At 73.9% G+C, this 25,258-nt stretch carries 23 protein-coding genes and 1 pseudogene; 12 read left to right on the top strand and 12 right to left on the bottom strand.

The window, feature by feature from the left end; translation table 11 throughout:
* The 3 genes from thpR to AB0761_RS21380 all read right to left on the bottom strand — a co-directional run bounded on the left by thpR (window position 1) and on the right by AB0761_RS21380 (window position 2,748).
* On the bottom strand, window positions 1-612 hold the full coding sequence (gene thpR / locus AB0761_RS21390) for an RNA 2',3'-cyclic phosphodiesterase (RefSeq protein WP_377270703.1): 612 nt from the start codon (window positions 610-612) through the stop codon (window positions 1-3).
* Window positions 613-683: 71 nt separating this feature from the next.
* On the bottom strand, window positions 684-1,970 hold the full coding sequence (locus tag AB0761_RS21385; RefSeq protein ID WP_377274246.1) for an MFS transporter: 1,287 nt from the start codon (window positions 1,968-1,970) through the stop codon (window positions 684-686).
* Between the two features lie 343 nt (window positions 1,971-2,313).
* Window positions 2,314-2,748: a MarR family winged helix-turn-helix transcriptional regulator gene (locus AB0761_RS21380; RefSeq protein WP_377270702.1), complete on the bottom strand. Its 435-nt coding sequence runs from the start codon at window positions 2,746-2,748 to the stop codon at window positions 2,314-2,316.
* A 159-nt stretch (window positions 2,749-2,907) separates the two neighbouring features.
* Between AB0761_RS21380 and AB0761_RS21375 the strand changes: the two genes are divergently transcribed.
* Window positions 2,908-3,273, top strand: a complete 366-nt coding sequence (locus AB0761_RS21375) for a VOC family protein (protein ID WP_377274244.1) — start codon at window positions 2,908-2,910, stop codon at window positions 3,271-3,273.
* Between the two features lie 126 nt (window positions 3,274-3,399).
* Window positions 3,400-4,011, top strand: a complete 612-nt coding sequence (locus AB0761_RS21370; RefSeq protein WP_377270701.1) for a hypothetical protein — start codon at window positions 3,400-3,402, stop codon at window positions 4,009-4,011.
* A gap of 395 nt (window positions 4,012-4,406) precedes the next feature.
* Here AB0761_RS21370 and AB0761_RS21365 read toward each other — a convergent pair whose 3' ends face one another.
* Window positions 4,407-5,087, bottom strand: coding sequence for a GNAT family N-acetyltransferase (locus AB0761_RS21365; protein ID WP_377270699.1), 681 nt, complete (start codon window positions 5,085-5,087; stop codon window positions 4,407-4,409).
* Between the two features lie 351 nt (window positions 5,088-5,438).
* On the opposite strand from AB0761_RS21365, the gene AB0761_RS21360 reads away from it, so the two are divergent.
* The 3 genes from AB0761_RS21360 (at window position 5,439) to AB0761_RS21350 (ending at window position 7,970) form a co-directional block, all read left to right on the top strand.
* On the top strand, window positions 5,439-6,149 hold the full coding sequence (locus AB0761_RS21360) for a VanZ family protein (protein WP_377270698.1): 711 nt from the start codon (window positions 5,439-5,441) through the stop codon (window positions 6,147-6,149).
* Between the two features lie 68 nt (window positions 6,150-6,217).
* Window positions 6,218-6,898, top strand: coding sequence for a response regulator transcription factor (locus AB0761_RS21355; protein WP_377270697.1), 681 nt, complete (start codon window positions 6,218-6,220; stop codon window positions 6,896-6,898).
* Window positions 6,891-7,970 carry a sensor histidine kinase gene (locus AB0761_RS21350; RefSeq protein ID WP_377270696.1) on the top strand — a complete coding sequence of 360 codons (1,080 nt, stop codon included), beginning with the start codon at window positions 6,891-6,893 and terminating at the stop codon, window positions 7,968-7,970. Before AB0761_RS21355 ends, AB0761_RS21350 begins: the two co-directional genes overlap by 8 nt.
* Before the next feature lie 189 nt (window positions 7,971-8,159).
* On the opposite strand, the gene AB0761_RS21345 is transcribed toward AB0761_RS21350, so the two are convergent.
* Window positions 8,160-9,614 (bottom strand): NCS2 family permease, encoded by a 1,455-nt coding sequence (locus AB0761_RS21345; protein WP_377270695.1) that lies wholly within the window; start codon window positions 9,612-9,614, stop codon window positions 8,160-8,162.
* A gap of 214 nt (window positions 9,615-9,828) precedes the next feature.
* Between AB0761_RS21345 and AB0761_RS21340 the strand changes: the two genes are divergently transcribed.
* A complete protein-coding gene (locus tag AB0761_RS21340) occupies window positions 9,829-10,092 on the top strand; it encodes a DUF2530 domain-containing protein (RefSeq protein ID WP_377270694.1) in 264 nt (87 codons plus the stop codon).
* Window positions 10,093-10,161: 69 nt separating this feature from the next.
* Here AB0761_RS21340 and AB0761_RS21335 read toward each other — a convergent pair whose 3' ends face one another.
* Complete coding sequence (locus AB0761_RS21335) at window positions 10,162-11,529, bottom strand: FAD-binding oxidoreductase (protein WP_377270693.1); 1,368 nt, start codon at window positions 11,527-11,529, stop codon at window positions 10,162-10,164.
* A gap of 244 nt (window positions 11,530-11,773) precedes the next feature.
* Here AB0761_RS21335 and AB0761_RS21330 point away from each other — a divergent pair, with 244 nt between their 5' ends.
* A complete protein-coding gene (locus tag AB0761_RS21330) occupies window positions 11,774-12,430 on the top strand; it encodes a Uma2 family endonuclease (protein WP_377270692.1) in 657 nt (218 codons plus the stop codon).
* 25 nt (window positions 12,431-12,455) lie between these two features.
* Here AB0761_RS21330 and AB0761_RS21325 read toward each other — a convergent pair.
* Both AB0761_RS21325 and AB0761_RS21320 read right to left on the bottom strand, forming a co-directional pair.
* Window positions 12,456-15,829 (bottom strand): annotated as a pseudogene (locus tag AB0761_RS21325) (sacsin N-terminal ATP-binding-like domain-containing protein).
* 383 nt (window positions 15,830-16,212) lie between these two features.
* Window positions 16,213-17,316, bottom strand: a complete 1,104-nt coding sequence (locus AB0761_RS21320) for a calcium:proton antiporter (protein WP_377270691.1) — start codon at window positions 17,314-17,316, stop codon at window positions 16,213-16,215.
* Between the two features lie 286 nt (window positions 17,317-17,602).
* Here AB0761_RS21320 and AB0761_RS21315 point away from each other — a divergent pair, with 286 nt between their 5' ends.
* Window positions 17,603-18,979, top strand: a complete 1,377-nt coding sequence (locus tag AB0761_RS21315) for a serine hydrolase domain-containing protein (protein ID WP_377270689.1) — start codon at window positions 17,603-17,605, stop codon at window positions 18,977-18,979.
* A gap of 88 nt (window positions 18,980-19,067) precedes the next feature.
* Here the strand turns inward: AB0761_RS21315 and AB0761_RS21310 are convergent, their stop codons facing one another.
* From AB0761_RS21310 to AB0761_RS21300, 3 genes are all read right to left on the bottom strand, one after another.
* A complete protein-coding gene (locus tag AB0761_RS21310) occupies window positions 19,068-19,466 on the bottom strand; it encodes a PIN domain-containing protein (RefSeq protein WP_377270687.1) in 399 nt (132 codons plus the stop codon).
* Window positions 19,463-19,741 carry a hypothetical protein gene (locus tag AB0761_RS21305; RefSeq protein WP_377270686.1) on the bottom strand — a complete coding sequence of 93 codons (279 nt, stop codon included), beginning with the start codon at window positions 19,739-19,741 and terminating at the stop codon, window positions 19,463-19,465. The genes AB0761_RS21310 and AB0761_RS21305 overlap by 4 nt, the downstream gene beginning before the upstream one ends.
* Before the next feature lie 99 nt (window positions 19,742-19,840).
* Window positions 19,841-20,752, bottom strand: a complete 912-nt coding sequence (locus AB0761_RS21300) for a DUF3027 domain-containing protein (RefSeq protein WP_377274242.1) — start codon at window positions 20,750-20,752, stop codon at window positions 19,841-19,843.
* A 473-nt stretch (window positions 20,753-21,225) separates the two neighbouring features.
* On the opposite strand from AB0761_RS21300, the gene AB0761_RS21295 reads away from it, so the two are divergent.
* Genes AB0761_RS21295 through AB0761_RS21280 form a run of 4 tightly spaced genes read left to right on the top strand, consistent with a single transcriptional unit; the run spans window position 21,226 to window position 24,825 of the window.
* The gene (locus AB0761_RS21295; RefSeq protein WP_377274241.1) at window positions 21,226-22,581 is read left to right on the top strand and encodes an MFS transporter; all 1,356 of its coding nucleotides are present in this window, start codon (window positions 21,226-21,228) and stop codon (window positions 22,579-22,581) included.
* Window positions 22,582-22,608: 27 nt separating this feature from the next.
* Window positions 22,609-23,130: a hypothetical protein gene (locus AB0761_RS21290; RefSeq protein ID WP_377270685.1), complete on the top strand. Its 522-nt coding sequence runs from the start codon at window positions 22,609-22,611 to the stop codon at window positions 23,128-23,130.
* A 14-nt stretch (window positions 23,131-23,144) separates the two neighbouring features.
* A complete protein-coding gene (locus AB0761_RS21285) occupies window positions 23,145-23,924 on the top strand; it encodes a futalosine hydrolase (protein WP_377270684.1) in 780 nt (259 codons plus the stop codon).
* Entirely contained in the window at window positions 23,917-24,825 is a 909-nt protein-coding gene (locus AB0761_RS21280) for a menaquinone biosynthesis family protein (RefSeq protein ID WP_377270683.1), read from the top strand. The genes AB0761_RS21285 and AB0761_RS21280 overlap by 8 nt, the downstream gene beginning before the upstream one ends.
* Before the next feature lie 31 nt (window positions 24,826-24,856).
* Here AB0761_RS21280 and AB0761_RS21275 read toward each other — a convergent pair whose 3' ends face one another.
* A complete protein-coding gene (locus AB0761_RS21275; RefSeq protein WP_377270682.1) occupies window positions 24,857-25,240 on the bottom strand; it encodes a cold-shock protein in 384 nt (127 codons plus the stop codon).
* Window positions 25,241-25,258: the final 18 nt, after the last annotated feature.

Below are 25,258 nucleotides of genomic sequence, written 5' to 3'. Positions count from 1 at the left end.
CTACCCCGCGGGCTCCGGGGGTCCGTCCGCCGGGCGGTCCAGCGGCCAGCTCCGCAGCACCGTGTAGTGGGCGGGCCCGGAGCCGAGGGTGCTGCGCACCAGCCGCAGGTCGGCCGCCTCCCACTGCTGCCCCTCGAAGTCCTCCAGCGCCGTCTTCAGCCCGCGCAGGTCCGGTCCGTGCCCGCGCCGCCGGTCGTTGCCGCCGCGCGGCACGCTGCTGCGGGCCAGGGTGAGGTGGGCCCGGTACGGGCGGTCGTCGTCGACGGGCAGCCCGGTGTGCCGGGCCGCGGCCTGCGCCGACTCGGCCAGCCGGCGCAGCTCCTGGGTGTCGCCGCGGACACCGGTCCACAGCGTCCGGTCCCCGAACCGGCCGGCCCCGGCGAACCTCAGCTGCATCACCCGGTGGCGGTGCGCCGCCCGGCCAAGCCGCTGCTCCAGCTCGGGCAGCGACTCCTCGGCCACCTCGCCGAGGAAGGCCAGGGTGAGGTGCCAGGTGTCGGGGGCCGTCCAGCGCAGCGGCTCCGCGTCGGGGAGCCGCCGCAGCGGGCGCACCGCGGCCGTCAGCTCGTCGACGGCGGCCGGTGGCGGCACCACCGCGATGAAGAGTCTCATAACGGCTCCATCATCCCCCGCCGCCGGTCCCGGCACCCAGGGGTTCCGGAACCGGCGGCGGGGTGGAGCGGTCAGCAGGCGGGAGCGAGTTCCTCACGGGCGGCCGGCCGGCGCGGCTCGAAGGTGACCAGCCGGTGGCCGCGTCCCGGGTGCAGGTCCACCCTCAGCCGCAGATTGGCGGAGCGGGCCAGTACCACCGCGACCACGCTGGATGCCGCCGCCGAGACCAGCCCGCAGGCCAGCAGGCCGAGCCTGGGCCCGTACTGCTCGGTGACCCAGCCCACGATCGGGCTGCCGATGGGTGTGCCACCGGCGAAGACCAGCATGAACAGCCCCATCACCCGGCCGCGCATCGCAGGGTCGGTGGCCAGCTGGACCGTGGCATTGGCCGTGGTGTTGAAGGTCAGGCCCAGCATGCCGACCAGCGTCAGCAGTGCCGCGAAGAGCCAGAACCCCGGCGCGAGGGCGGTGACCGACTCCAGCAGCCCGAAGCCCAGCGCGGCGCCGACCAGCATCCGCAGCCTGGTGGAACCCCGCCGCGCGGCCAGCAGCGCACCGACCAGCGAACCCACCGCCATCGCGGTGTTCAGCAGTCCGTACTGCCCGGGGCCGACATGGAAGACGTCGTAGGCGAAGCCGGAGAGCAGCGTCGGGAAGTTGAAGCCGAAGGTGCCGATGAAGCCCACCAGGACGATCGGCCAGATCAGCTCGGGCCGCTCCCGGACATAGTGCAGGCCCTCCCGAAGCTGTCCCTTCTCCCGCGGCCGCACCGGGGTGGGGTGCAGTTCGCTGCTGCGCATGGCGAGCAGGCCGCCGATGACCGCCGCGAAGGAGAAGGCGTTGAGCGCGAACGCCCAGCCGCTGCCCACCGCGGCGATCAGCAGACCGGCGACGGCCGGGCCGACCAGCCGGGCGGTCTGGAAGTTGGCCGCGTTGAGACTGACCGCGTTGCGCAGGGCGCCGGGTCCCACCATCTCGGTGACGAACGCCTGCCGGGTGGGGTTGTCCACCACCGTGACCATGCCCAGCAGGAACGCAAAGGCGTAGACGTGGTAGACGGTGACCACCCCGGAGAGGGTGAGGACGGCGAGCCCGGCGGCCAGCAGGCCCATCACGGCCTGGGTGACGACCAGCAGGCGGCGCTTGGGGTAGCGGTCGGCGAGCACTCCGCCAAAGAGGCCGAAGAGCAGCATGGGCAGGAACTGCATCGCGGTGGTGACACCGACCGCGAAGGGGCTGCCGGTGAGGCTGAGCACCAGCCAGTCCTGGGCGATGCGCTGCATCCAGGTGCCGGTGTTGGAGACGACCTGGCCCATGAAGAAGTAGCGGTAGTTGCGGACGCGCAGCGAGGAGAACATCCCCCCGGCGGGGCGCTCCGGCGCGGGGGCGGATGCGGCGGGGACCGCCGCGGTGCGTATCTCGGGGTCGTCCTCCGCGGGCCCGGCTGCGGCCGCGGTGCGGGCAGGTGCCGACGTGGCGGCGGCGGGGTCCACGGGGGTCTCGGCGGTCTCGGTCACTGCTGCCATGGCCGTGGCGGCGGCCGGCGGTGTCACGGGGTTCTCTCCTCGCAGTGCGGTGGTTGCGGCGGTGTACTTCGCGGTGCTGCGCTCCTTCTTGGCGGTGCCGGCGTCGGTGGTCGTCCTCACGTTCTGGTCCCCTCCTCGTCCCGGTACCGGAGGGGTGGCGCCGCGGACCCGCGGGTCACATGTGCGCCAGCTTCTCCAGTACCGGGGCCGCGTCTCTCACCGCGGCCCATTCCTCCTCGGTCAGCCCGGATGCCAGTTCCGCCAGCCAGGCGTTGCGGCGGCGCCGGCTCTCGCCGAGGATCGCCTCGGCCTGCTCGGTGCTGCTCACCACCACCTGCCGGCGGTCGTCCGGATGCGGCTCCCGCCGCACCAGGCCCTTCTCCTCCAGCATCGCGATGATCCTGGTCATGGACGGCGGCTGGACGTGCTCCTTGCGGGCCAGCTCGCCGGGGGTCGCAGAGCCGCAGCGGGCCAGCGTGCCCAGCACCGACATCTCGGTCGGACTGAGCGACTCCTCGACCCGCTGGTGCCGAAGGCGGCGGGAGAGGCGCATCACGGACGATCGCAGCGCGCTGACGGCTGCCAGGTCGTCCTCGGACATCTCGGGCATGTATTTAGCATAGGTCATTACTCTCTCTAAGGAAAGTCGATAACGGGGGACGGCCTTCCGGTACCTGCACCAGAACCTGACAGAAGGTGTCAGGTACCGCCGCGATGCTGGTCCGGCACTCGACCGCTGCACCGCATGCATGAAAGGCAAGTGATCGACATGTCCGGAACCGCCGAGCTCGCCATGGTGACCATCGACTGCGCCGACCCCCAGGCGCTCGCCCGCTTCTACGCCGCGCTGCTGGGCCGCGAGGTGGCCCACAGCGAGGAGCAGTACGCCATGGTCGACGGCGCGGGCGGCGCGCCGCTGGGCTTCGGGAAGGTGGACGACTACCGGGCCCCGCAGTGGCCGAACCCCGAGGGCACCAAGCAGTTCCACCTGGACCTCCGGGTGGACGACCTCGACAAGGCCGAGGCCCTCTGCCTGGAGCTGGGGGCGACCCGCCCCGACTTCCAGCCGGGCGAGACCTGGCGGGTGCTGCTGGACCCGTCCGGGCACCCCTTCTGCATCTGCCCCCGCCACTGATGCCCGAAGGGGGCGGCTGATCCCCGCAGGGGGCGGCGGTCACCCTCTGTGGCATCGCGTATGCCGCTCTTATCCCGTTCGGCGATGAATGTCCCATCGAGGCATCCAGCCGACAGGAGAGACGCCATGACGCTCCAGCCCAGGGACCAGCACCAGCCGCCCCCGTACGGCGACACCGGCGGCAGCCGCCCGCCCCGCCGCTCCACCGGGCGGACCACGATCGCGGTGGCCGTCGCCGCGGTACTGGCGCTGGGCGGCGCCGCCGCCTACGCCACCACCACCGGCGGCCCCACCGGGGAGACGCCCAGCCCGACCATCTCCCCGTCCGTCGCCGCCCAGCCGGGCCAGGCACTCCCCTCCGGCCGGTCCGCCCCGTCGGACCCGGGCATCGGCCCCGGCGGCGCCGTACACGGCGAGGTCACCGTGCGGGACCCGCAGTCCGGCGGCTGGACGGTGGTGGTGTGGCAGCGCGGCACCGTGCAGTCGGCACCAGGAACCTCCTTCATCGTCCGCAGCGCGGACGGCGCCACCTGGACCTGGCGCACCACCGGCGACACCCGCGGCCCGGACAGCCTCACCACCGGCGCCACCGTCATGCTGCTGGGCACCCGCGGCACGGACGGGACCGCCACCGCACGCCGGGTCATCAGCAGCTCCCCCCGCTCGGACGGCCTGCCCTTCGGCCACTTCCGCGGCCCCCGCTGGGACTTGCCGATCGCCCCGGGCGCCTTCTCCTGACGGGCACGGGAGTGCCCGCACGGCAGCCCCGGACCACCCCGGCGAACCCGGGCGGTGCTCCCCCGCACACGCACACACCGCAGCGGACGGCCCGACGACCCCGCCCTGGACGCCGCCGCCGTGCTCACCGGCCACCGTCCCCACCGGCCACCCGTCCCCACCGGCCGCCGTCCCCACCGGCCACCGTCCCGACCGGCCACCGGCCCGAGCGGACCCCGCTGCTGCGGCCGGCCCTCGCTACCCGCTCCGCGGACGCGGATCACCACGGCCGGGAAGGCGCCCGCGGGCAGGTTCCGGCCCGGGAAGAGGTCAGCCGCCGCGCCGACGTCGACGACCGACGCCCGCAGCCGCCCGGCTCACGGCACGGCCGGCCCACAGCCGTACGGCTCGCCGCCCTACGGCTCGCTGCCGGCAGGGGCCTGGCCCCCGCCGGGCGCGGGTGCGGCTCCGCGGCGCTCCAGAATCCGCGCCAACCGCTGCTCCAGCCCCGACCGGCAGTCCGGCCACTCCTCCGCGGTGATCGAGAAGATCGCCGAGTCCCGGAGCAGGCCGTCCTCGCCCGGCGCCCAGGAGCGCGACCAGTTCCGCAGCACGCCTTCGAACCGTGCACCCACGCCCTCGATCGCGGCCCGGGAGCGGCTGTTGCGCGCATCCGTCTTCAGATCGACCCGGGCCACGCCCCAGCTCTGGAACGCATGGCGGAACAGCAGCAGCTTGGCCTCCGCATTCAGACCGGTGCCCTGCGCCGATCCGGCGAGCCAGGTGAACCCGACCTCGACCGCGAACAGCCGCCGACCGTCCGGCCACGCTCGCGGATCCCAGTAGGCCGTGGCCCCCACTACCCGCCCCGACGACCTGTCCACCTGCACATACGGCGCCAGTCTCCCCGTCGCGGCCCGCGCCAGCTGTGCGTCGATGTATTCCCTGATCTCGGCCGCGGTGGGCACCCAGGTGAACCGGTAGGAGCCGCGGTCCTCCTCGGCCGCCGCGGCCAGCTCCGCCGCATGGCGGTGGTCCAGCGGCTCCAGCCGCACCAGCTCGCCCTCCAGGACCGGCCCCTCAAGCCTGAAATCCATCGGTTCCCCGTTCCGTCCGCCCCGAAAGGCCGCAGGCATCCCGACCCGGGATCGTTCCAGATCCGCTGCGCCATGTCGTGCGGATTCAGGCCGCCCCCTGCCGCCGGGACCGGGCCGGCGGTGCGGGACCGTGCGGCCCGGACGGGTGCCGTCGGCCGGGGGCGCACAGAGGCTCCCCACCCGGCCCGGGCGGGGATCCTCGGCGACCCGCGGCCTCGGCCCGCCGGGTGAGCCGGTGGGCACGCACCGGGTGGGGGAAGGCGAAGACCGCCGCGCCGGGGCTTCCGCGTATCGCGGGCGTATCGAAAATCGGATACGCCACCGCAACCGCCCGCCGTCTCCAATGGGGGCATGAACCATGACGCATCCCTGTCGGCACCTCCCCGGCGCATGCGCAGGATTGCGCTCCCCGGCCTGGCGATCCTCTGCGTGGCGGGCGCTGCGTACGTCGTGCGGCGACCGCTCATGATGTCCGCTCCGAGGTGTATGGCCGGGCGGTGGCACGGCTGCTTCGACACGTTCAACGGTGTGGTGCTCATCACGCTGGTCGCGCTGCCGTTGACCGTGCTGGTGGCGTGGGCTCTGGCCCGCCGTCGGCGTGCGGCCGGCGGCACATCGGCGTGGCGGATGTCGCTGGCCGAGGTGGGCATGGTCCACGGAACGGTGCCGTTCCTGTGGCTGACCATGATGCCGGGCGGCCAGGCCGGTGCTGACGCCCCCGTCCGGGTGAGCCTGATACCGCTGCGTGACCTGGTCACGATGGGGCCGCTCGGGATCGTCGGCAATCTGCTGGTCTTCGCGGCACTGGGGTTCTTCGCCCCGATACGGTTCGCGGCGCTGGCGTCCGTGCCGCGGATCCTGGCGCTCGGGGCGGGCTGCTCGGTCCTGGTCGAGACCGCACAGTACGTCCTGCGGCTGGACCGGGTGACCTCCGTGGACGACGTACTGGTCAACGCCGCCGGCGCCGTGCTGGCCGCGCTGGCGTCGCGCCGCTGGTGGCGCACCACGGCGTCGGAAGTGCCGTCGGACCGGCCTCGCCCCGCGCCGGCAGCGGCAGGCTGAGTCGCATGTCCGGTGTGCACACGTCCCTGCCTACGCCGGCGATACGGCGTGCTGCTTAGGCTTCGGACATGCGCGTACTGATCGTGGAGGACGAGCCCTACCTGGCCGAGGCCGTCCGTGACGGTCTGCGGCTGGAGGCGATCGCCGCCGACATCGCCGGCGACGGGGACACCGCCCTGGAACTGCTCAGCGTCAACTCCTACGACCTCGCGGTCCTCGACCGCGACATCCCCGGCCCCTCCGGGGACGAGGTCGCCCTGCGCATCGTCGCCTCCGGCAGCGGCATCCCGATCCTCATGCTCACCGCTGCCGACCGGATCGACGACAAGGCCTCCGGGTTCGGGCTCGGCGCGGACGACTACCTCACCAAGCCGTTCGAGCTGCGGGAGCTCGTCCTGCGGCTGAGGGCACTCGACCGCAGACGTGCGTACACCCGGCCCCCGGTCCGCGAGATCGCGGGCCTGCGGCTCGACCCCTTCCGCCGGGAGGTCTACCGCGACGGACGCTATGTCGCGCTCACCCGCAAACAGTTCGCTGTGCTGGAAGTCCTGGTCGCCGCCGAGGGCGGGGTCGTCAGCGCCGAGGAGTTGCTGGAACGGGCCTGGGACGAGCACGCCGACCCCCTCACCAACGCCGTGCGCATCACCGTCTCCGCACTGCGCAAACGGCTCGGCGAACCATGGATCATCGCCACGGTGGCCGGCGTCGGCTACCGCATCGACACCGGCCCCCGCAGCACGCATGCCTAGACGCCCGGGGCTCAGCGTCCGGCTGAAACTCGCCCTCAGCTACGCCGGGTTCCTCGCCGTCGCCGGCGCTCTCCTGCTGGCCGTGGTGTGGGCGTTCCTGCTGCGCTACGTACCCGACACCTCCAGGGGCCTTCTCGGGATCTCGCCCAACCGCTACCTGCTGGAGCACACCTTCGCCCCCGCCGCGGCCGTGGCGATGGCCTTCCTGCTTCTGTTCGGCCTGGTCGGGGGATGGATCCTCGCCGGCCGGATGCTCGCCCCGCTCACCCGGATCACGGCCGCGGCACGGGTGGCCGGAAACGGGTCGCTGTCCCACCGGATCCGTATGAAGGGCCGCCAGGACGAGTTCCGTGAGCTCTCCGACGCGTTCGACTCGATGCTGGAACAGCTCGAGTCCCACGTCGCCGAGCAGCAGAGGTTCGCCGCGAACGCCTCCCATGAACTGCGCACCCCGCTGGCGATCTCACGCACCCTCCTCGACGTCGCCCGCAAGGACCCCACACGGGACCGGGGCGAACTCATCGAGCGCCTGCACGCCGTCAATACGCGGGCGATCGACCTCACCGAGGCCCTTCTGCTGCTCAGCCGCGGCGACCGCGGAAACTTCACGCGCGTGAGCGTCGACCTCTCCCTCATCGCCGAAGAGGCCGCCGAAACGCTGCTTCCCCTCGCCGAACAGCGCCGGATCACGCTCGACGTCACCGGCGGGGCGGCTCGGACCAGCGGCTCCGCGGAGCTGCTGCTGCGGATGGTGACGAACCTCGTCCAGAACGCCATCGTCCACAACCTCCCCGCCGGCGGCACCGTGACGGTCCACACGGAGGCGCACGGCGACGCAAGCGTGCTGCGGGTCGAGAACACCGGCCGGCGGCTCCCGCCGGAACTGGTGCCGACCCTCACCGAACCCTTCCAGCGCGGAACGGAACGCGTACGCACCGACGAGCACGCCGGTGTCGGCCTCGGCCTGGCCATCGTGCACAGCATCGTCCGCGCCCACGACGGGACCCTCGACCTCGCCGCCCGCCCCAGCGGCGGTCTCCTCGTCACGGTCCGGCTTCCCGGCACGCCGTAGGCATCGCCCCCGAGCGGGGCCCACTCAGCGCGGCGCCCTGCGCTCCTCGGCCGACGCCACCGCAGCGCCGTCCGCCGTGGAGCCCGTGGAGCCCGTCGGGCGCGCCGTCCAGCCACCCGCCCACGGGACACGCAAAGGCGCCCCGCCCGGGAAGGGCGGGGCGCCTTTGCGCAGACGACGGGGTCTAGATCACTTGGTGAGACCGAGCGCCGGCATCATGAAGTAGAAGACGAAGACCGCCGACACCACGTACATCGGGACCGGGACTCGCTTCCACTGGCCGGTCGCCACGCTCAGGACCGAGTAGACGATGAAGCCCACACCCAGGCCGATCGTGATCGAGTACGTGAACGGCATGATGATCATGGTGAGGAAGGCCGGCACCGCGATGGTCCAGTCGGCCCAGTCGATGTCGCCGATGCTGTTGGCCAGGATCAGGAAGCCGACCGCGACCAGGGCGGGGGTGGCCGCCTGGGCCGGGACCATGGTGGCCAGCGGGGTGAGGAAGAGCGCCACCGCGAAGAGCGCCCCGGTGATCACGCTGGCGAAGCCGGTACGGGCGCCCTCGCCGACGCCGGCCGTGGACTCCACAAAGCAGGTGTTGGCCGAGCAGGAGGTGGCGCCGCCGGCGGCGGTGGCGATGCCGTCGATCATCAGCACCTTGCTCATGGCGGGCAGGTCGCCCTTCTCGTCCAGCAGCTTGGCCTCGTCGCTGACACCGAGGATGGTGCCCATCGCGTCGAAGAAGCAGGACAGCAGCACGGTGAAGACGAAGAGGATGCCGGTGAGAACACCGACCTCCTTGAAGCCGCCGAAGAGGCTGACCTTGCCGACCAGCCCGAAGTCGGGCATCGCCACCGGGTTGCCCGGCCACTTGGGCACGGTGAGGCCCCAGTTCATCGGGGCGATGTGCGCGACCGAGTCGACGATGACAGCCAGCACGGTCATGGCGGCGATGCTGACCAGGATGGCGCCGGGCACCTTGCGGACCAGCAGCACCAGGGTGAGCAGCAGGCCCAGGACGAAGATCAGCACCGGCCAGCCGTTGAGGTGGCCGTCACTGCCGAGCTGCAGCGGGACCGTGGTGTGGGCGGCGTCCGGGATGCGGGAGACAAAGCCGGAGTCGACCAGGCCGATCAGGGCGATGAAGAGGCCGATGCCGATGGCGATGGCCTTCCGCAGCCCCAGCGGGACCGCGGCCATGACCCGCTCGCGCAGGCCGGTGGCGACCAGGATCATGATCGCCAGTCCGGCGAGGACCACCATGCCCATCGCGTCGGGCCAGCTCATCCGGGGCGCCAGCTGCAGGGCGACCACGGTGTTGACGCCGAGTCCGGCGGCGAGCGCGATCGGCACATTGCCGATCACACCCATCAGCAGCGTGGTGAGCGCGGCAGTCAGCACGGTCGCGGTGGCCAGCTGGCCACCGGCCAGGTGGTGACCGTACTTGTCCGCGGCGGAGGAGAGGATGATCGGGTTCAGCACGATGATGTAGGCCATCGTGAAGAACGTGGCGATGCCACCGCGGATCTCGCGGGCGACGGAGGAACCGCGCTCGGTGATCCGGAAGTACCGGTCCAGAGCGTTGGTCGGCTGCGGGGCGGACTCGGGCTGTTTGACCGTCGACGTGGCCTGCGTGGGCATGCGTGGGGTCCTTGTTGCTGGGGGTGGAGAGCAACCCTCCCGGGGAGGGACGAGGCCCGGGGGACAGTCCGGTCAAGGCAACACGCCGATAATCGACCGGAGTCTTCAGTATGCGGACACTGGGTGGTTATGCGCCATCTTCGCGCGTAGATGGACATGGCTCACACTGAGGCCGACTGCTGGGCCAGGGCCCGCGCCCCGTACGCTTGGCGCCATGGAGAAGCCCGCGCTGCGCCCCGCCCCCGAGCCGCTGGAGGCCAATGATGTCGCCATCGTCACCGGCGGCACCGTGCTGTGGTTTGTGGGCTTCCTGGTGCTGATCCCCTTCCAGGGGCGGCTCTCCGACGCCGGTCACGGCCTGTGGTCGTGGACCTGCCTGGCCGGAGCCGCACTGGGCCTGATCGGCATCTGGTACTGCCGGGCCCGCCGCGACGCCATCCGCCGCGCCAGGGCGGCCGCCGGGGAACCCTCCAGCTGATCCCGCAGGCCCCTCGCGAGCCGCGGTCCCGTCCGGTGCCCCTCGTCGTCCGGTGCCCCTCGTCCGCGCTCAGCCGGTGAGGTACGAGTGGAAGACCCCCTGCGGGTCGTAGGCCGCCCGCACCCGCTGCAGCCGCTCCCAGTCCGCCGGGGCGAAGGACCGCCGCGCATGTGACGGATCGGCGGTGAGATCGGCCTCGGCGATGTAGTGGCCGGTGGTCAGCGGCTCGACGGCGGCCATGGTCCGGCGCAGCCAGCCGATGTTCTCCTCGTCGTCCCGTGGGTCCTCCCAGACCGCGTAAGGGACGGCGTAGCTCTCCCCCAGCACGGAGAAGGCCATGTCCGCCGTCAGGCTCTCCTCCTGGGAGACGGGCGAGACCGGTGCCAGCACCAGGGACCGGTGCGAGCGGGCCTCCGCCATCGCCTCGCCGAGCCGGGCCAGCAGGGTGGGGTAGTCCGCGGACGACCACAGGGTGTCGGCGGCATAGCGCTGTCCCTCCGGCCAGATCTTGGCGGAGCCGGCGTAGAGGGCGTCCATGGAGGTCGGCAGGTCGGTGTCCCGGGAGAGCGGCCGTTCGGTGAGCGGGCAGCCGCGCAGTGGCGCCAGCGCGCGGGCCGCCTGGTCGGGCGAGTCGGCGAACGCGGTGGCGGCGACGGTGACCGTCCTCGGACCGGACGGGTCGCCCGACGCGGTGCCGAGGACGAAGGCCTGCTCGACCAGGGGCGGAAGTTCCGCCGCGGCGGACACGGCCCAGTGGGCCACGGCCTCGACCGCCGCCAGGGGGAACACCCAGGTGGTCGCGGCCAGGGCCGCCGGGCGTGGCCGGAGGTCGAGGTGGAAGGCCGTGACCACGGCGGGGAAGCCGGGTCCCGCCCCCCTTGCCGCCCAGAAGAGCTCGGGGTTCTGCTCGGCGCTGCAGACGACCGTCCGGCCGTCCGCGGTCACCGCCTCGATCCGCCGCACCCCCGCGCACGCCACTCCCCAGCAGCCGGAGTTCCAGCCCAGGCCCCCGCTGAGCAGATAGCCGCCGAGCGCCACGGACGCGCAGTGCCCGGTCGGGAACGCCAGCCCCTCCCGGGCCAGCGCCGGGGCCAGCTCCCGGCCGGTGAGGCCGGGCTGCACCCGGGCGGTGGCGGAGGCGGCGTCGATCTCGTACCGGCGCAGCGCCGAGAGGTCCAGCAGCAGGCCGCCGTCCCGCAGCGGCGACCCGCACCAGCTGTGGCCGCCCGCCCGCACCGCGATGCGCAGCCCCTGCTCCCCGGCCCATCCGACGGCCGCCACGACATCGGACTCCGAGGCGGCCCGGACGATCGTCCCGGGGCGCCGCTCGGGCCGCAGGGCGTTCCACAGCATGCCGGTGCGGACGTCCTCGTAGTCGGCGTCGCCCTGGCGGACGACCGCCCCGGTGATCCCGCCGGGCTGCGTATCAGCACACATCACGGCCTCCTCACCGCCTGCCTCCCGGCCCCGGAGCGGCGGAGGGGCTGCGGCGCGGGGTTGTGTGACTGCCATCACAGGACGCACCCAGGCTACTCGGCACGCCTGCGAGCGGCCCGGTGGAGGCCGGGTCGGCGGTCGGTCCTGATCGCTGCGGCCACGACGGCTCGATCGGGTGATCGATCGGCGTTCAGGCGCGCAGCGGGTGGCGCCGTTCGTACCGTGAGGTGTCGCTTGTACCTCAGTGACGCCCACACCCACGCTGGTGAAGGAGGTGCTGCCGATGACCGCTCTCGCCCACGACAGGGCCCGCGACTCCCACGACATGCCAGGTCTGGACGAGGTTCTGTGGCGAGCCTGGCAGGCCATGGAACTCCCCGAGGGCTACCGGGTCGAGATCGTCGAGGGGTTCATCGAGGTGTCTCCCACCGGCCGTCGCCGCCATGCCGTGCTCGCAAACCGATTGAGGGACGCCTTGGTCCTCCATCTGACAGGCGGCAGGTTCGCGGCATACCAGGACACCAATGTCATCCACGACAGGAAGGTGTTCAGCCCCGATGTGCTGATCGCGCCCCGAGATCTCGAGGAGACTCGCGACCTGGAGGGCCTGGGAGTCGACGTCTCCGGGGTCGTTCTGGTCGCCGAAGTCGTCTCTCCCGGCCATGAGGACCGCGCGCGCGACCGGGTGCGCAAGCGCCGGGCCTACGCACGGGCGGGCATTGCGGTCTACGTCCTTGTGGAGGACTCCGACGGCCATGGTTCGGTGACCGTGCTCAGCAGTCCGGTGCCGGAGGAGGCGGTCTACACCACGGAGGTCCGGGTCGGCTACGGCACGGACGTGGAGGTCCCCGAGGGGCCGGCCAAAGGGATGGTGATCGGCGAGTCGATCACCGGCTCCTGACCGGCCCCGCGGCTGCGGTCCGCGCTCAGCCCTCGAAGTCGCGGGCGGCGGAGAGCTCATAGGAGCGGTCGGGTTCGGTCAGGGCCACCAGGACCTCGAAGCGGCGGTGGAACTGGCCCACGGACCAGGAGAGCCCGGCCGCCAGACCCTCCGGGGTGGCGGCGTGCAGTGCCCCGGGTACGGGCGGCACCGCGAACTCGTCCTCCTCCTCCGGCTCGTCCGGGTCATGAGGCGCCTCGGGGGCTTCGGAGGCGGTGTCCCACCGCCAGTCCACGGCGGCCTCGGTGCCGTCCGGGCCGACGACCAGCAGTTCCTCGTGCTCCTCGTAGACGGCCGGGCAGCCGGGCAGCAGTTCCTGACGAAGGCGGGCACCCGGTGCACGGTGCCCTCACTCAGCACCCGGCCGCCGGCCACCTCGCTGGCCAGTGAGACATGGAGCCGCTCGGCCAGTGCGGGAGCCAGCACCGGGGCGACCGGCAGCACCGGGAAGTCGTCCAGCAGCTGGACCAGGTCGGGGGCGTCGGCCACCACGGCGTCGGTGGGGTCCACGATCAGGGTGTGGGCCGGACGGCGGCCGGTCTCCGGGTCCAGCGGCGGCAGCGCACGCACCACCTCCGGGGGCTCGATGCGCTCCGCCGCCACCCGCGCCAGCGCGGTGTGGATCCCGTGCAGCTGGCGGTGGCTCACTCCCGCCTCGGGGTCGGCCAGCCGGTCCAGGACCTCGTCGGGGCCGCCGGGCTCGCCGAGCAGCGCCGCCATCGTGGTCCGTACGCCCAGGGCGTGCAGGAACTGCTCGTCCAGCCCGGTGCGCGCCTCGTCGTAGAGGCCGCGCAGCAGCGGGTCGCCGCCGGCGGCGCGCAGCCCGGCGGGGCGGCGGCCGTCCAGCACCGGGTGGTCACGCAGCCACCAGGCGGCATACGGGGGCAGATCGGCGGTGGTGCCGTCGGCCAGCAGCACCCGGACCGGGTCGACCACCGCGCCCCGGTACGGCGGCCGGGCCAGCATGGCCAGCGCCTCCCCCCAGGCGTCGTCGTCCACCAGGTCCAGGTCGCGCACGGCGAGCAGTTCGGTGGCGACGGGCGGTACGGCGAACTCCTCACCGGAGCCGCGCTGGTGCAGGATCTCCAGGGCGTCCTCGCACCACTCGGCGAGCCCGTCGGGGGCCTCGTCCAGCAGCCCGGTCGGCTCGCCGCCGGCGGCGCGGTCGGCGGGGACGGTCGGGTCGAGCCGCTCCAGGTCGTCGGGGTCGAGGACGGTGTCCTCGGCGCGGGCCAGCACAAAGCGTCCGGCGACTCCCGCGGCCTCCAGCACTGCCGCGCCCCAGCGGTCCAGCAGGTCGTCGTCGACAAAGGCGGCGTCGTCCTCGCGCACCACGGCGGCCAGCGGGCTGCCGGGCAGCACCAGTTCACCGGCGGGGGCGGGCTCGCCCTCGTCGTCGGTGAGGCAGAGCCGGGCCAGCCAGGGGTGGTCACCGGGCTCCGTACCGGCGGCCTTCACCAGGCCGAGGACCGCCTCGGCGATGTCCTCGGCCTCCTCCTGGTCCTCGTCCGCGAGCCGTACGGAGCGGGCCACGGCGGCCCGCACCTCGGGCGTGTCCAGCAGCGCCGTCGGGGTGGCGACACCCGCGCCCAGCTTCTCCAGCAGCGGGTGCGCGGCGTCGGGGTGGACCAGACGCAGGTCCAGCAGGGCGAGCACGGTGGACAGTTCACCCTCGGCACCGCCGTCGCCGAGCCACTCCGCGGGGGCGTCCGCCCAGTCCTCGGAGGCACCGGGGAGCAGCACCCGGCGGGGTCCGGTGACGGTGCGGCCGTCGGCGAGGGGAACCGGCAGCGCCCCCAGCGCCTCGGTGTCGGCGCCGGCCAGCGCGCCGTAGAGGTTCCGCCACCAGACCGGGTCGCGGTCCAGGCCGCCGAGCTGGTCGACGACCTCGGCCAGCGGCACCCGGCGAACCTCCAGCACCCGCAGTTCGGGGCGGCGCTCCAGGCCGGCGGGGAGCAGGCCCGGCATCACCGCTGCGACCGCCTCCACCACCGAGGCGTCGGCGCCCTCCAGCAGGGTCGCCTCCCGGGGGCGCAGGGCGCGCGGGCCCTGCGGCCGGCCGTCCTCGGCGTCAAGGTCCGGGTACTCCTCGAAGGAGGGCCGCTCCACCCCTTCCGGCGCCGGCACCTCCGGCAGGAAGGGGGTGCCCGGCAGCCGTCCCAGGATCGCCCGGCGCAGGGCGCCGTCCAGCGCGCCCTGGCCCAGGGCGCCGGGGACCAGGCTCAGCGAGGAGAGGTCGGCGCCGCGGTCGCGCAGCAGGGCCGCGTAGCAGTCGGCGGCCTGCTCGGTGAGGAAGTCGGTGAGCGGGCCCGGCGCCACATGGCGGCGGGTGGAGTCCAGCGGGTAGGTGGCGATCAGCAGCGCGGGCACGCCCAGCGGCTCGTCGGTGGGGGTGGGCGCGTGCACGACCGGAGCGGTGCGGGGGCGCTGCGGACGGTCGTCGGCGTCGACCGGGACGGCCCAGGTCACCGCCCAGTAGGGGCGGCGGCGCTCCTCGGTCGGCCGGTCGGCCAGCAGGGCGTCGTCAAGTCGGCCCCCGACGCCGGTCAGCTGCCAGCGGCTGTCCTCGGCGGCCGCGCTGTCGGTGACCACCACCGTGGCCGGGCCGTGGTCGGCGGCCTCCAGGGTGCGGCGGGTGAGGGTACGTACGGCGCCGTCGGTCTCCACCGTGATCTCGGCGAGGCCGGTCAGGGTGAGCAGCAGGGCGTCGTCGATCTCGGCGAGCAGCCGCCGGGTGAGGTCCTCGGCTGCGGCGTCGCGCAGCGGCAGCACCACCACCGTGTCATAGCCGTCCGGCGGGGTGCCCTCGGCGGGCAGCGGCAGCCGCAGCAGGGGGACGTGCCCGTCCCGGCGCCGCAGTTCCTCGCCCAGCCCCGGGGTGCCGCACTCCTCGGCGGCGACCCGGGCCAGGTCGCGGGCCTCGGCCAGGGACCAGCGGACACCGCCGGGGGTGCCCAGCACGGCGGGTTCGTCGCAGACGGCCAGCACCGCGGCGAAGCCCACGCCGAAGCGGCCAACGGCGCTGCGGCCGTCCTCCCGCTTGGAGGAGGCACGCAGGGTGGAGAGCGACTCCACACCGGAGGCGTCCAGGGCGGCGCCGGTGTTGGCGGCGGCGAGGACACCGTCCCGCAGGGTCAGCCGCAGCCGTCCGGGGACGCCGCCCCGGGCGGCGGCGTCGGCGGCGTTCTGCGCCAGCTCGACCACCAGGCGGTCGCGGTAGCCGCCGAGTGCCAGCTCCTCCTCGGCGTTGGCGTCCTCGCGGAACCGCGCCGCGGACGCCGCCCAGGCGTCCAGCACCCGGCGGCGCAGCCCGGCCGTGCCGAACGGGTCCGCGCCGGGGACCTCCGCCGCGCTGCCCATGATCCGAGGCTCCACTGGCCTACCGCCTTCCGTGAGCGCCCGCCGAGCCAGCTGCCCGCTCCGTGGCGCCTTGCCGCTTCCGTCCGAGGGCATTCTTGCGTGTTCCGGACGATGCTCCGACACCGACCGCACCGAGCCGCGCCCCGGACGGGATTCCGCTGTGCGACGCCCTCGTACCCCGGCGCGACGGCCGTACGACGGTCGGCACGGGCCGTAGGGAGCGGGTGGAACCCGGCCGGCTGCGGCGTCCCGGGGTCGCCCGGCCCGTCGGCGCTGCTCCACCCGCAGGGCGGGCCGCACCGGGGACGGCTGCTGTACTTCGGGCCGCACGGCCGGGGTCCCGGCCGGCGGGCGGCGCCGGAAGGCGCGGCCCGCCGGCCGTGTCACGGGCTGACGGCGAGCACCAGGTAGGCGGCGAGGACGGCCAGATGGATGCCGCCCTGCAGCGGGGTGGCACGGCCGGGGATGACCGTGAGGGTGCCCACGGCGACGGTGAGGGCGAGCAGCACGATGTGGGTGGCGTCCAGGCCGAGCAGCAGCGGTCCGGGCATCCAGGCCGAGGCCACCGAGACCGCCGGGATGGTCAGGCCGATGGAGGCCATGGCGGAGCCCAGGCCCAGGTTGAGGCTGGTCTGCACACGGTCGCGGAGAGCGGCCCGTACGGCGGCGAGCGACTCCGGCAGCAGCACCAGCAGGGCGATCACCACACCCACCACCGCCGAGGGCAGCCCTGCCGTCCGCACGGCCGACTCGACGGTGGGCGACACCGTCTTGGCCAGTCCCACCACACCGACCAGCGAGATGCCCAGCAGCACCAGGCTGGTCCAGGCCTGCGCGAGCGTGGGGGGATGCACATGCTCCTCGACCTCGATCACCTCGCCCTCGGTGGTGATCGGCAGGAAGTAGTCCCGGTGGCGGAAAGTCTGGGTGGAGACGAACAGCACGTAGAGGACCAGCGCCGAGCCGGCCGCGAAGCCCAGCTGCGTCGGGGAGAACCGGGGCCCGGGGGTGCTGGTGGTGAAGGTCGGGAGCACCATGCTGAGCGTCGCCACGGTGCAGACGGCGGCCAGGGCGGCGCCGGTGCCCTCGGCGTTGAAGACCGCCACCCGTCGGCGCACGGCACCCAGCAGCAGACTGAGTCCGACGATCCCATTGCAGGTGATCATGACTGCGGCGAACACGGTGTCCCGGGCGAGCCCGGCGGCCTCCGGGCCGCCGTCCGCCGTCAGTGTGACGATCAGCGCCACCTCGATGACGGTGACCGCGACCGCCAGCACCAGCGACCCGAAGGGCTCACCGACCCGGTGGGCCACCAGCTCGGCGTGGTGCACCGCCGCCAGGACCGCGCCGACCAGGAAGCAGGCCACCACGGCGACCACGGGCACCGGCAGGGCGCGGTGCCAGGTCAGGATCAGCAGGACGATCGCCAGCATCGGCAGCGCCACGGACCAGACGGGGCGGGGCGGGCGGATGCGGGCGGCGGCCATGCGGGCGAGCCTGGCAGATCAGGCTCACGGCAGCCGGACGCGGCGCGCCCCGGTCGCCCGTCCGGGCGTCCCTCCGGCCGGCCCGGCGCGCTCCCGGCCCCCGTCTTCGGCCCCCGTCTTCGGCTGCGGTGCCGGACGGCGGCAGCCGGCGGCGGCGGCGCGATGTCCGCGCCGGACCGGGGTCGTGGGGCGGCCGGGGGACGGTGCGTAAATCAGGGGCGGACGCCGGGGGCCGGGGGTAGGGTCGGGCGGTCCCGGCCGACCCCGCAGAGGATCGAGGAAGCGGATGACCCGTCCCCCGGAGGACCTGCTCGACAGCACCCGCCGCGCACTGCTGCACCGGCTGGCGGTGGGACAGTCGGAGGGCCGGGCACCGTCACTCGTCGGTGCGGTGGTCCGCGACGGGCAGCCGGTCTGGTCCGGCAGCCGGAGCATGATCGACGACCATGCTCCGGACGACAATGTGCAGTACCGCATCGGATCGATCACCAAGTCCTTCACCGCCGTGCAGGTGATGCGGCTGCGCGACGAGGGGGCTCTGTCGCTGACCGACCCGCTGGAGCGGCACCTGCCCGGCACCCGGGTGGGGCGGCTGACGGTCGCCCAGTTGCTGGCCCACACGTCCGGGCTGGCCTCCGAGACGCCGGGACCCTGGTGGGAGCGGACACCCGCCACCCTGCGGCCCGAGCTGGCCGATGTCCTCGGTGAGCAGCCGGTACGGCATCCGGCAGGCAGCCGGCACCACTACTCCAACCCCGGGTACGCCCTGCTGGGTGCGCTGGTCGAGCAGCTGCGCGGTGAGCCGTGGAGCGAGGTGCTGCGCCGGGAGGTGCTGGAGCCGCTCGGTATGGCCCGGACGGCACCGCTGCCGCAGCCGCCGCACGCCGGCGGGTTCGCGGTCCACCCCTGGGCCGATGTGATGCTGCCCGAGCCGCTGGAGGACACCGGGGTGATGGCGCCGGCCGGCCAGCTGTGGTCCACCGCGGCGGACCTCTGCCGCTGGGCCGCCTTCCTCTCCGGTGACGACGGGAAGGTGCTGGCTCCCGGCACCCTCGCCGAGATGCGCCGGCCCGCGACCGAGCCCGACGGCGACGAGTGGACCGCCGCCTACGGGCTGGGGCTGCAACTGCGACGACAGGACGGCCGGGTGCTGTACGGCCACACCGGTTCGATGCCCGGCTTCGTGGCCGCGCTGTGGGTGAGCGAGGCGGACGGCCTCGCCGCCGTGGTCCTGGCCAATGCGACCTCGACGGTGCCGGTCGCGACGATCGCCGCCGACCTGATCCGGATCGTGGCCGAGCGCGAACCGCGCTTCCCCGAGCCCTGGCGTCCGCTGCCCGAGGCCGATCCGGAGCTGCTGGCGCTCACCGGGCCCTGGTACTGGGGACCGTCCGCGCTCGTCCTCCGCCTGCGCGCCGACCGGGAGCTGGACCTCTCGCCGGTGGGCGGCACCGGTCGGGGCTCCCGGTTCCGCGCCGAGGCGGACGGCACCTGGACCGGTCTCGACGGCTACTACGCGGGCGAGGTTCTGCGGGTGGTCCGGGACGGCGACGGCGCGGTGAGCCATCTGGACATCGGCTCCTTCGTCCTCACCCGCGGCCCGTACCAGCCCGCGGCCCCGGTCCCGGGCGGTGTCGACCCGGCGGGGTGGCAGCCGAGCTGACCGCCTCCGGCCCGGGCCGGGCGGGGGGCTGCCGTCCGGGCGCCGCCCCGGCCCGGGTGGGTGCCACCGGTCATCGGTCCGCCCGGACTCAGACCTTCTCGACCGCCACCCGGGGATGCCCGGCCGTGAGCATCCCCAGGTCCTGCACATCGGAGGTCAGGACGGTCACGCGCCCATGCTGCGCCAGTGCGGTCGCGCACAGCATCGCGTCGATCGCGTACTTGTGACCGTGCAGCCCGGCTCCCCGCAGCAGAACGGCAGCGGACTGTGCCACAGCCTGGGTGACCGGCTCCACGCAGAGCCGGGACAACGTCCACCTCAAGACGGCGTCATCGATCCTCGGGTGGATGACCTCGACCAGGACCGCAGCCGAGGTGACGACCGGGATGTCCGCATCGCGGGCCGCCGCCAGCCACTCGTGGACCTCCCGGTCACGCTGTACGGCCTTCGCCAGTCCCTCGCTGTCCAGAACCAGCGCACCGGTCACGCCGCCGCCCCGGCCCCGGGCGCAGCGCCGGTGAGCCTGGCCCGTTTGGCAGCCACGGCCTCCTCGTCGACCGGCCCGTTGACCTGGTCGAAGTCGGCAATCAGCTCGTCCAGGCCGTCACGCTCGATCTGACGCTGCGCCGCCCTCTCCAGATAGGCGGAGACGCCCCTTTTGCCCACCCGCTCACGAATCGCCTGCAGGGTCCCGGCGGACAGGGTGACGGAGATGCCGCTGCTGGGGCCGTCGCCGGGCAGGAAGTCGGTGCCACCGTCCATGACGCCAGTATGGCATTGGCAATGCCATAAAGGCTGCCCCGTCCGACCCGCCGCAAGCTTCGGCCGCCGCCCGGGCTTCCCTGTGCCGCGCCGCCACGGTCAGGAGTGGCCGAGCTCCTCCGCGGGGCCCTCGGGCTCGACGGAGCCCCCGTTGCGGTCCGGGTGCAGCGGCATGGGCTCGACGGCCAGCTCGTCCAGGATCGGCTGGGCCGGCTTGGGCGGGGTGGGCATCACGGCCGCCTCGGAGTGGCCGCCGCAGCCGAACGCCAGCGAGACCAGCCGGCCGTCGGCCGGGCTGAACTCATTGCCGCAGACACCGAAGGCCTGGCCCAGCGAGCCGCCGACCGGGATCAGGAAGCCGCAGGTGGTGCAGGAGGCCGGGGCCGCCTGGGCCATGGGGGTGTCGGCCCCGTAGGACTTCTCCCAGCGCTCCGCGCCCAGGTGCAGGCCCAGCCGGGACAGCACCCGCGGCCGGCCCAGCCCGAGCTCCTGGGCGACCGCGGTGACGGCGGCACGGGCCGGGGTGGGCTGGATGTCGGCGACCGGGCGGTCGGTGACCTCGACATCCTCACCAGGGACGAAGGTGGCGGCCGAGGCGTCCTCGGCCAGGACGGAGTTCGGCGGCACCTCGTCGTCACCGCTCCAGCCGGGCTCCAGCCGCAGGTCGTCGGCGGCGGTCGGCAGCAGGTCGCCGGGGCCGAGGTCGCCGGGGAGCAGGCGCTCGCTCCACGGCACCCACTCGGGCGCCAGCACCGCGTCCGGCCCGGGGAGCAGCACGGTCTCGTCCAGGGTCACCAGCTTGCTGCGGGAGGCACGGGTGACGGTGACGGCCCAGCGCCAACCGCGGTAGGCAGGCTCCTGGCAGACGAAGGAGTGCGTGACGACGCGGTCCCCGTCGGCCTCGGCGCCGATGTACTCGCCGACCGCGTCCGTACCGGCCGCGTCCACCGCGGCGGCGCGGGCGATCTCGACGGCCTCGGCACAGAGCCGGTCAGGGGTACGGCTTCGCATCGCAGCACTCACGAGAATCGATTCTCTCCCAATCCGATCTCCGGTCCGCCGCTGACCCGCATGCGGGACGCCGGGCGGCATGGCGCCCGGCCGGGGCGGCGGCGGCCTCGACTCCTATTCTGCGGGACGATCCGGTCACCCGTACCCCCGCCCGCACCCTTCTGCGACGTCGCCCGCCGCGATGGAGTGCGAAGGGCACGCTACCGGCCGGTCGGGTCCCGGCGACAGCCCGGATGCACGACACCGGTTTGCGGGGGCGTCAACCGGCGTGCAGGCCCGGCATGTCGGGCAGGATGGCCGACGTGGCCGACGAAGCCTCGTCGCAGCACGCTGTGAACGATCCGCACGAGCCCGGGTCGCCGCCCTCGGGGCGGCATGGACCGGACGGGTCCTCCTCCGCTGCCCCGACGCCCCCGCCGCCGGAGGCGGCCGATCCGCCCGGGGACGGCCCCGCACAGGGCCCGCAGCCAGGCGTGACCCGGCGGGTCCGGCGCGCCGCGCACGGCAGCGCCTCCTGGTTCGCCCGCGGCACCGGCCGGGTGGTCAACGGCACCGGCCGGCGGATCCGGCAGGCGACCTCGGCGGAGGGCGCGGGCGAGTCGGGGCTGGCCAAACTGATCGAGCTGCACGCGGTCAACTCGTTCGGCGACATGCTGATAACGATTGCGCTCGCCTCCACCATCTTCTTCTCGGTGCCCACCGGAGAGGCCCGCGGCAGGGTCGCCCTCTACCTGCTGATCACCATGGCCCCGTTCGCCCTGCTGGCACCGGTGATCGGCCCGCTGCTGGACCGGCTGCCGCACGGCCGCCGGGCCGCGATGGCGATGTCGATGCTGGTCCGCGCGGTGCTCGCCTGGACCATGGCCGGGGTGATCTCCGGCGGCGGCCTCGCCCTCTATCCCGAGGCACTGTGCGTCCTGGTCGCCTCCAAGGCGTACGGCGTGGTCCGCAGCGTGGTGGTGCCGCGGCTGCTGCCGCATCAGGTGACGCTGGTGAAGGCCAACTCGCGGGTCACCCTGGCCGGGCTGATCGCCACCGGGGTGGCGGCGCCGGTGGGCTGGCTGCTGCATCTGCTGGGGCCGGGATGGCCGCTGCGCGGCGCGTTCCTGGTCTTTGTCGCCGGGACGCTGCTGGCCTTCTCGCTGCCCCACACGGTGGACTCCGCCAAGGGGGAGCAGCGGGCGCTGCTGGTCAAGGAGGAGACCGGTCCCGGGCAGGGCCGGGTGCGGGAGCGCCCGCTGCGCTCGGTCGGCCCTGCGGTGCTGCTGGCGCTGCGCGCCGTCGCGGCGCTGCGCGGCCTGTCCGGCTTTCTCACCATGTTCCTGGCCTTCCTGCTGCGGGCGGACTCGGTGGGCGGCCTGAACCGGGCGGTCGCCCTGGGCCTGGTGGCCGGCGCGGCCGGGGTGGGCAATGCGCTGGGCTCCGTGATGGGCTCCTGGCTGCGCACCCGGGGGCCGGAGCTCACGGTGACCGCGATGGTGGCGCTGGCGCTGGCAGCGACCGTCTGCGGGTCGCTCTGGTACGGGGCGCTGACGGTGACTCTGGTGGCCGCCTCCGCCGGAATCGCCCAGTCGCTGGGCAAACTGGCGCTGGACGCCCTGATCCAGCGGGACGTTCCGGAGCAGGTGCGCACCTCCGCGTTCGCCCGTTCGGAAACCCTGATGCAGCTGTGCTGGGTGGCCGGCGGCGGCCTGGGCATCGTGCTTCCGCTCAACGGGGCGCTGGGACTTGGCGTCGCGGCCGCGATCATGGCCGCGACCCTGGGGTTCACCGTCTGGAGCCTCCTGGGGCGTGATCGTGGCGGCACACCGCACCCCCGCGTAGCGTGACGAGGGAAGACCGGTAGCCTCAGTCCCATGAGCCTCAACAGCCGCGCCATCGCCGCACTCGGCGCCGTCGTCGTGATCGGCGCCGGCACGGTGGGTTTCTCCGTTGCGCACGCCTCCAACCAGGACAAGCCCGTCAACCGCCTGGTCACCCTGGTCGCCGGGACCAACTCGATCCACTCCGAGCCGATCTGCTGGAACGACGGCAAGGCCCTGAACGCCCAGGCGCAGCAGGAGTGCCAGACCAAGGCCGCCAAGCTGCAGAAGGACGGCAAGCTCCCGGTCCTGGAGCTGAGCAGCAGCGACCGGGTGGGCATCGGTGTCGACCCCGAGATCGCCAAGAAGGGCTGGTTCGCCTTCACCGACGGCGGCGCGCAGGGTCAGGCCACGCTGGCCACCGCCCGCCGCAACAGCACCTTCTCCGGCCTGGTGGCCGCCCCCAGCGTGCTGAAGTCCACCTCGGAGACGCTGGTCACCGCGGTCGAGGCCGACACCAAGAGCCAGGACATCTACGGCGTCTGGTACTTCACCCTCAAGAACACCGACGTCTGAGCGTCCACCACGCGATGAGCACGACGCCTCACGGCGAGCGGCAGCCGGGCCCGACGGCCCGGCTGCTGGTCGTCACAGCCGTCCAGGCCGAGGCGGACCGGGTCACCGCCGGCCTGCGGGCGGCGGGCGGGGAGTACCACGACGAGTCGCCGCAGGGCATGGACGGCCACCGGGTGGTCCGGCTCGGCCGGGCCGAGGCCGTGGTGCTGGCCGCCGGGGTCGGACCCGCGGCGGCCGCCGCGGGCACCGCCGCCGCGCTCGCCCTCGTCGGGCCCTTCCAGCTGGTCTGCTCGGCCGGTATCGCCGGAGGGTTCGCCGAGGCCGCCGCGGTCGGCGCCACGGTGGTCGCCGACGCCGTACTCGCCGCCGACCTGGGGGCGACCACCCCCGACGGCTTCAGCGACGTCACCGAGCTGGGCTTCGGCACCGTACGGCACACCCCGCCGCCGGCCGCCGTGGAACTGGCCGCCGGGGCGCTGCGCTCCGCCGGGATCACCACCGCCACCGGCCCGGTGCTGACCGTCTCCACGGTCACCGGCACCGCCGCCCGCGCCGCCGAGCTGGCGGAGCGGCATCCGGGTGCGGCAGCCGAGGCGATGGAGGGGTTCGGGGTGGCGGAGGCGGCCGCCCGGTTCGGGCTGCCGGTGCTGGAACTGCGCACCGTCTCCAACCCGGTGGGGCCACGGGACCGCGCCGCCTGGCGGATCGGTGAGGCGCTGGTGGCCCTGGAGCAGGCGTTCGCCGTCCTGCCGTACCGGGAACTGATCGACACCGCCGCGAAGGAGAGTGGTTGAGCATGTCCGAGTCAGCGCCCGCCGAGGTGGAGTCCCCCGGCTCACCGAGCCGCTCACCGTCGCCTACTCGCCCTGCCCCAACGACACCTTCGTCTTCCACGCCTGGGCGCACGGCCTGGTACCCGGCGCGACCGCGCCCGAGGTCACCTTCGCCGACATCGACATCACCAACGGCCTGGCCGAGCGCGGCGAACTGGATGTACTCAAGATCTCCTACGCGGCGCTGCCCTGGGTGCTCGACGAGTATGTGCTGCTGCCCTGCGGCGGGGCGCTGGGCCGCGGCTGCGGACCGCTGGTGCTCACCGGCCCGGACGCCTCGGCGGACCCGGCGGAGCTGGCCGGCAAGGTGGTTGCGGTGCCCAGCGAACGCTCCACCGCGTATCTGCTCTTCCGGCTGTGGGCGGCGAAGGCCGTCCCCGGAGGGCTGGGCGAGATCCGGGTGCTGCCCTTCCACGAGATCATGCCCGCGGTGCGCGACGGGCGGGTCGACGCCGGCCTGGTGATCCACGAGGCCCGCTTCACCTACGGGCAGTACGGGCTGCGCTGCCTCGCCGACATGGGCGAGGCCTGGGAGGCCGACACCGGCCTGCCGATCCCGCTGGGCGCGATCGTCGCCCGCCGCTCGCTCGGCCGCGAGCGGCTGCTGGGCCTCGCCGAGTCGCTGCGCACCTCGGTGCGGATGGCCTGGGACGACCCGGCCGCCTCCCGCGGCTATGTGCTGGCGCACGCCCAGGAGATGGACCCTGCCGTCGCCGAGCAGCACATCGGCCTGTACGTCAATGAGTTCACCGCCGACCTGGGCGAGAGCGGCCACGCCGCCGTACGGGGCCTGCTCACCCGTGCGGCCGCCGAGGGCCTGGTGCCCGCCGTGGCACCCGACGCCCTGGCCTTCCCGGGCTGAGTCGACGCCCGGGAAGGCGGTCCGGCATCCGTCAGACGTCGAACTGGTCGGCCACCGCGCGCAGCAGGGTGGCCAGTTGCTGGCCGCCCGGCTTGCTGGGGTAGCGGCCGTGCTGCAGCCCGGGCAGCACGGCGTCCAGGGTGGAGATCAGGTCCTGCACGATCGGGGCCATCTCGTCCGGCTTGCGGCGCTGCGCCGCGGCCACCGACGGCGGGGTGTCCAGCAGAGCCACCGACAGCGCCTGGTCGCCCCGGTGCCCGGCCACCACTCCGAACTCCACCCGCTGCCCCGGCTTGAGCGTGGTCACGCCGTCGGGCAGCGCCTTGGAGTGCACGAAGACGTCGCCGCCGTCGTCACGGGAGAGGAAGCCGAAGCCCTTCTCGCTGTTGAACCACTTGACCTTGCCGGTAGGCACGGAAGACCTCGTCCTGGG

The organism is Peterkaempfera podocarpi, from assembly GCF_042466665.1.
In the GTDB taxonomy this organism is placed as follows: Bacteria; Actinomycetota; Actinomycetes; order Streptomycetales; family Streptomycetaceae; genus Peterkaempfera; species Peterkaempfera podocarpi.
The sequence above is the reverse complement of the archived record's forward strand: the minus strand, read 5'-3'. Positions and strand labels throughout refer to the sequence as shown.

Bases quoted from the DNA above. Each gene is read 5' to 3' on its own strand.
- thpR (WP_377270703.1), bottom strand. From the start codon at position 612: ATGAGACTCTTCATCGCGGTGGTGCCGCCACCGGCCGCCGTCGACGAG.
- AB0761_RS21385 (WP_377274246.1), bottom strand. From the start codon at position 1,970: ATGTTCTCCTCGCTGCGCGTCCGCAACTACCGCTACTTCTTCATGGGC.
- AB0761_RS21380 (WP_377270702.1), bottom strand. From the start codon at position 2,748: ATGCCCGAGATGTCCGAGGACGACCTGGCAGCCGTCAGCGCGCTGCGA.
- AB0761_RS21375 (WP_377274244.1), top strand. From the start codon at position 2,908: ATGTCCGGAACCGCCGAGCTCGCCATGGTGACCATCGACTGCGCCGAC.
- AB0761_RS21370 (WP_377270701.1), top strand. From the start codon at position 3,400: ATGACGCTCCAGCCCAGGGACCAGCACCAGCCGCCCCCGTACGGCGAC.
- AB0761_RS21365 (WP_377270699.1), bottom strand. From the start codon at position 5,087: ATGGATTTCAGGCTTGAGGGGCCGGTCCTGGAGGGCGAGCTGGTGCGG.
- AB0761_RS21360 (WP_377270698.1), top strand. From the start codon at position 5,439: ATGAACCATGACGCATCCCTGTCGGCACCTCCCCGGCGCATGCGCAGG.
- AB0761_RS21355 (WP_377270697.1), top strand. From the start codon at position 6,218: ATGCGCGTACTGATCGTGGAGGACGAGCCCTACCTGGCCGAGGCCGTC.
- AB0761_RS21350 (WP_377270696.1), top strand. From the start codon at position 6,891: ATGCCTAGACGCCCGGGGCTCAGCGTCCGGCTGAAACTCGCCCTCAGC.
- AB0761_RS21345 (WP_377270695.1), bottom strand. From the start codon at position 9,614: ATGCCCACGCAGGCCACGTCGACGGTCAAACAGCCCGAGTCCGCCCCG.
- AB0761_RS21340 (WP_377270694.1), top strand. From the start codon at position 9,829: ATGGAGAAGCCCGCGCTGCGCCCCGCCCCCGAGCCGCTGGAGGCCAAT.
- AB0761_RS21335 (WP_377270693.1), bottom strand. From the start codon at position 11,529: ATGTGTGCTGATACGCAGCCCGGCGGGATCACCGGGGCGGTCGTCCGC.
- AB0761_RS21320 (WP_377270691.1), bottom strand. From the start codon at position 17,316: ATGGCCGCCGCCCGCATCCGCCCGCCCCGCCCCGTCTGGTCCGTGGCG.
- AB0761_RS21315 (WP_377270689.1), top strand. From the start codon at position 17,603: ATGACCCGTCCCCCGGAGGACCTGCTCGACAGCACCCGCCGCGCACTG.
- AB0761_RS21305 (WP_377270686.1), bottom strand. From the start codon at position 19,741: ATGGACGGTGGCACCGACTTCCTGCCCGGCGACGGCCCCAGCAGCGGC.
- AB0761_RS21300 (WP_377274242.1), bottom strand. From the start codon at position 20,752: ATGCGAAGCCGTACCCCTGACCGGCTCTGTGCCGAGGCCGTCGAGATC.
- AB0761_RS21290 (WP_377270685.1), top strand. From the start codon at position 22,609: ATGAGCCTCAACAGCCGCGCCATCGCCGCACTCGGCGCCGTCGTCGTG.
- AB0761_RS21285 (WP_377270684.1), top strand. From the start codon at position 23,145: ATGAGCACGACGCCTCACGGCGAGCGGCAGCCGGGCCCGACGGCCCGG.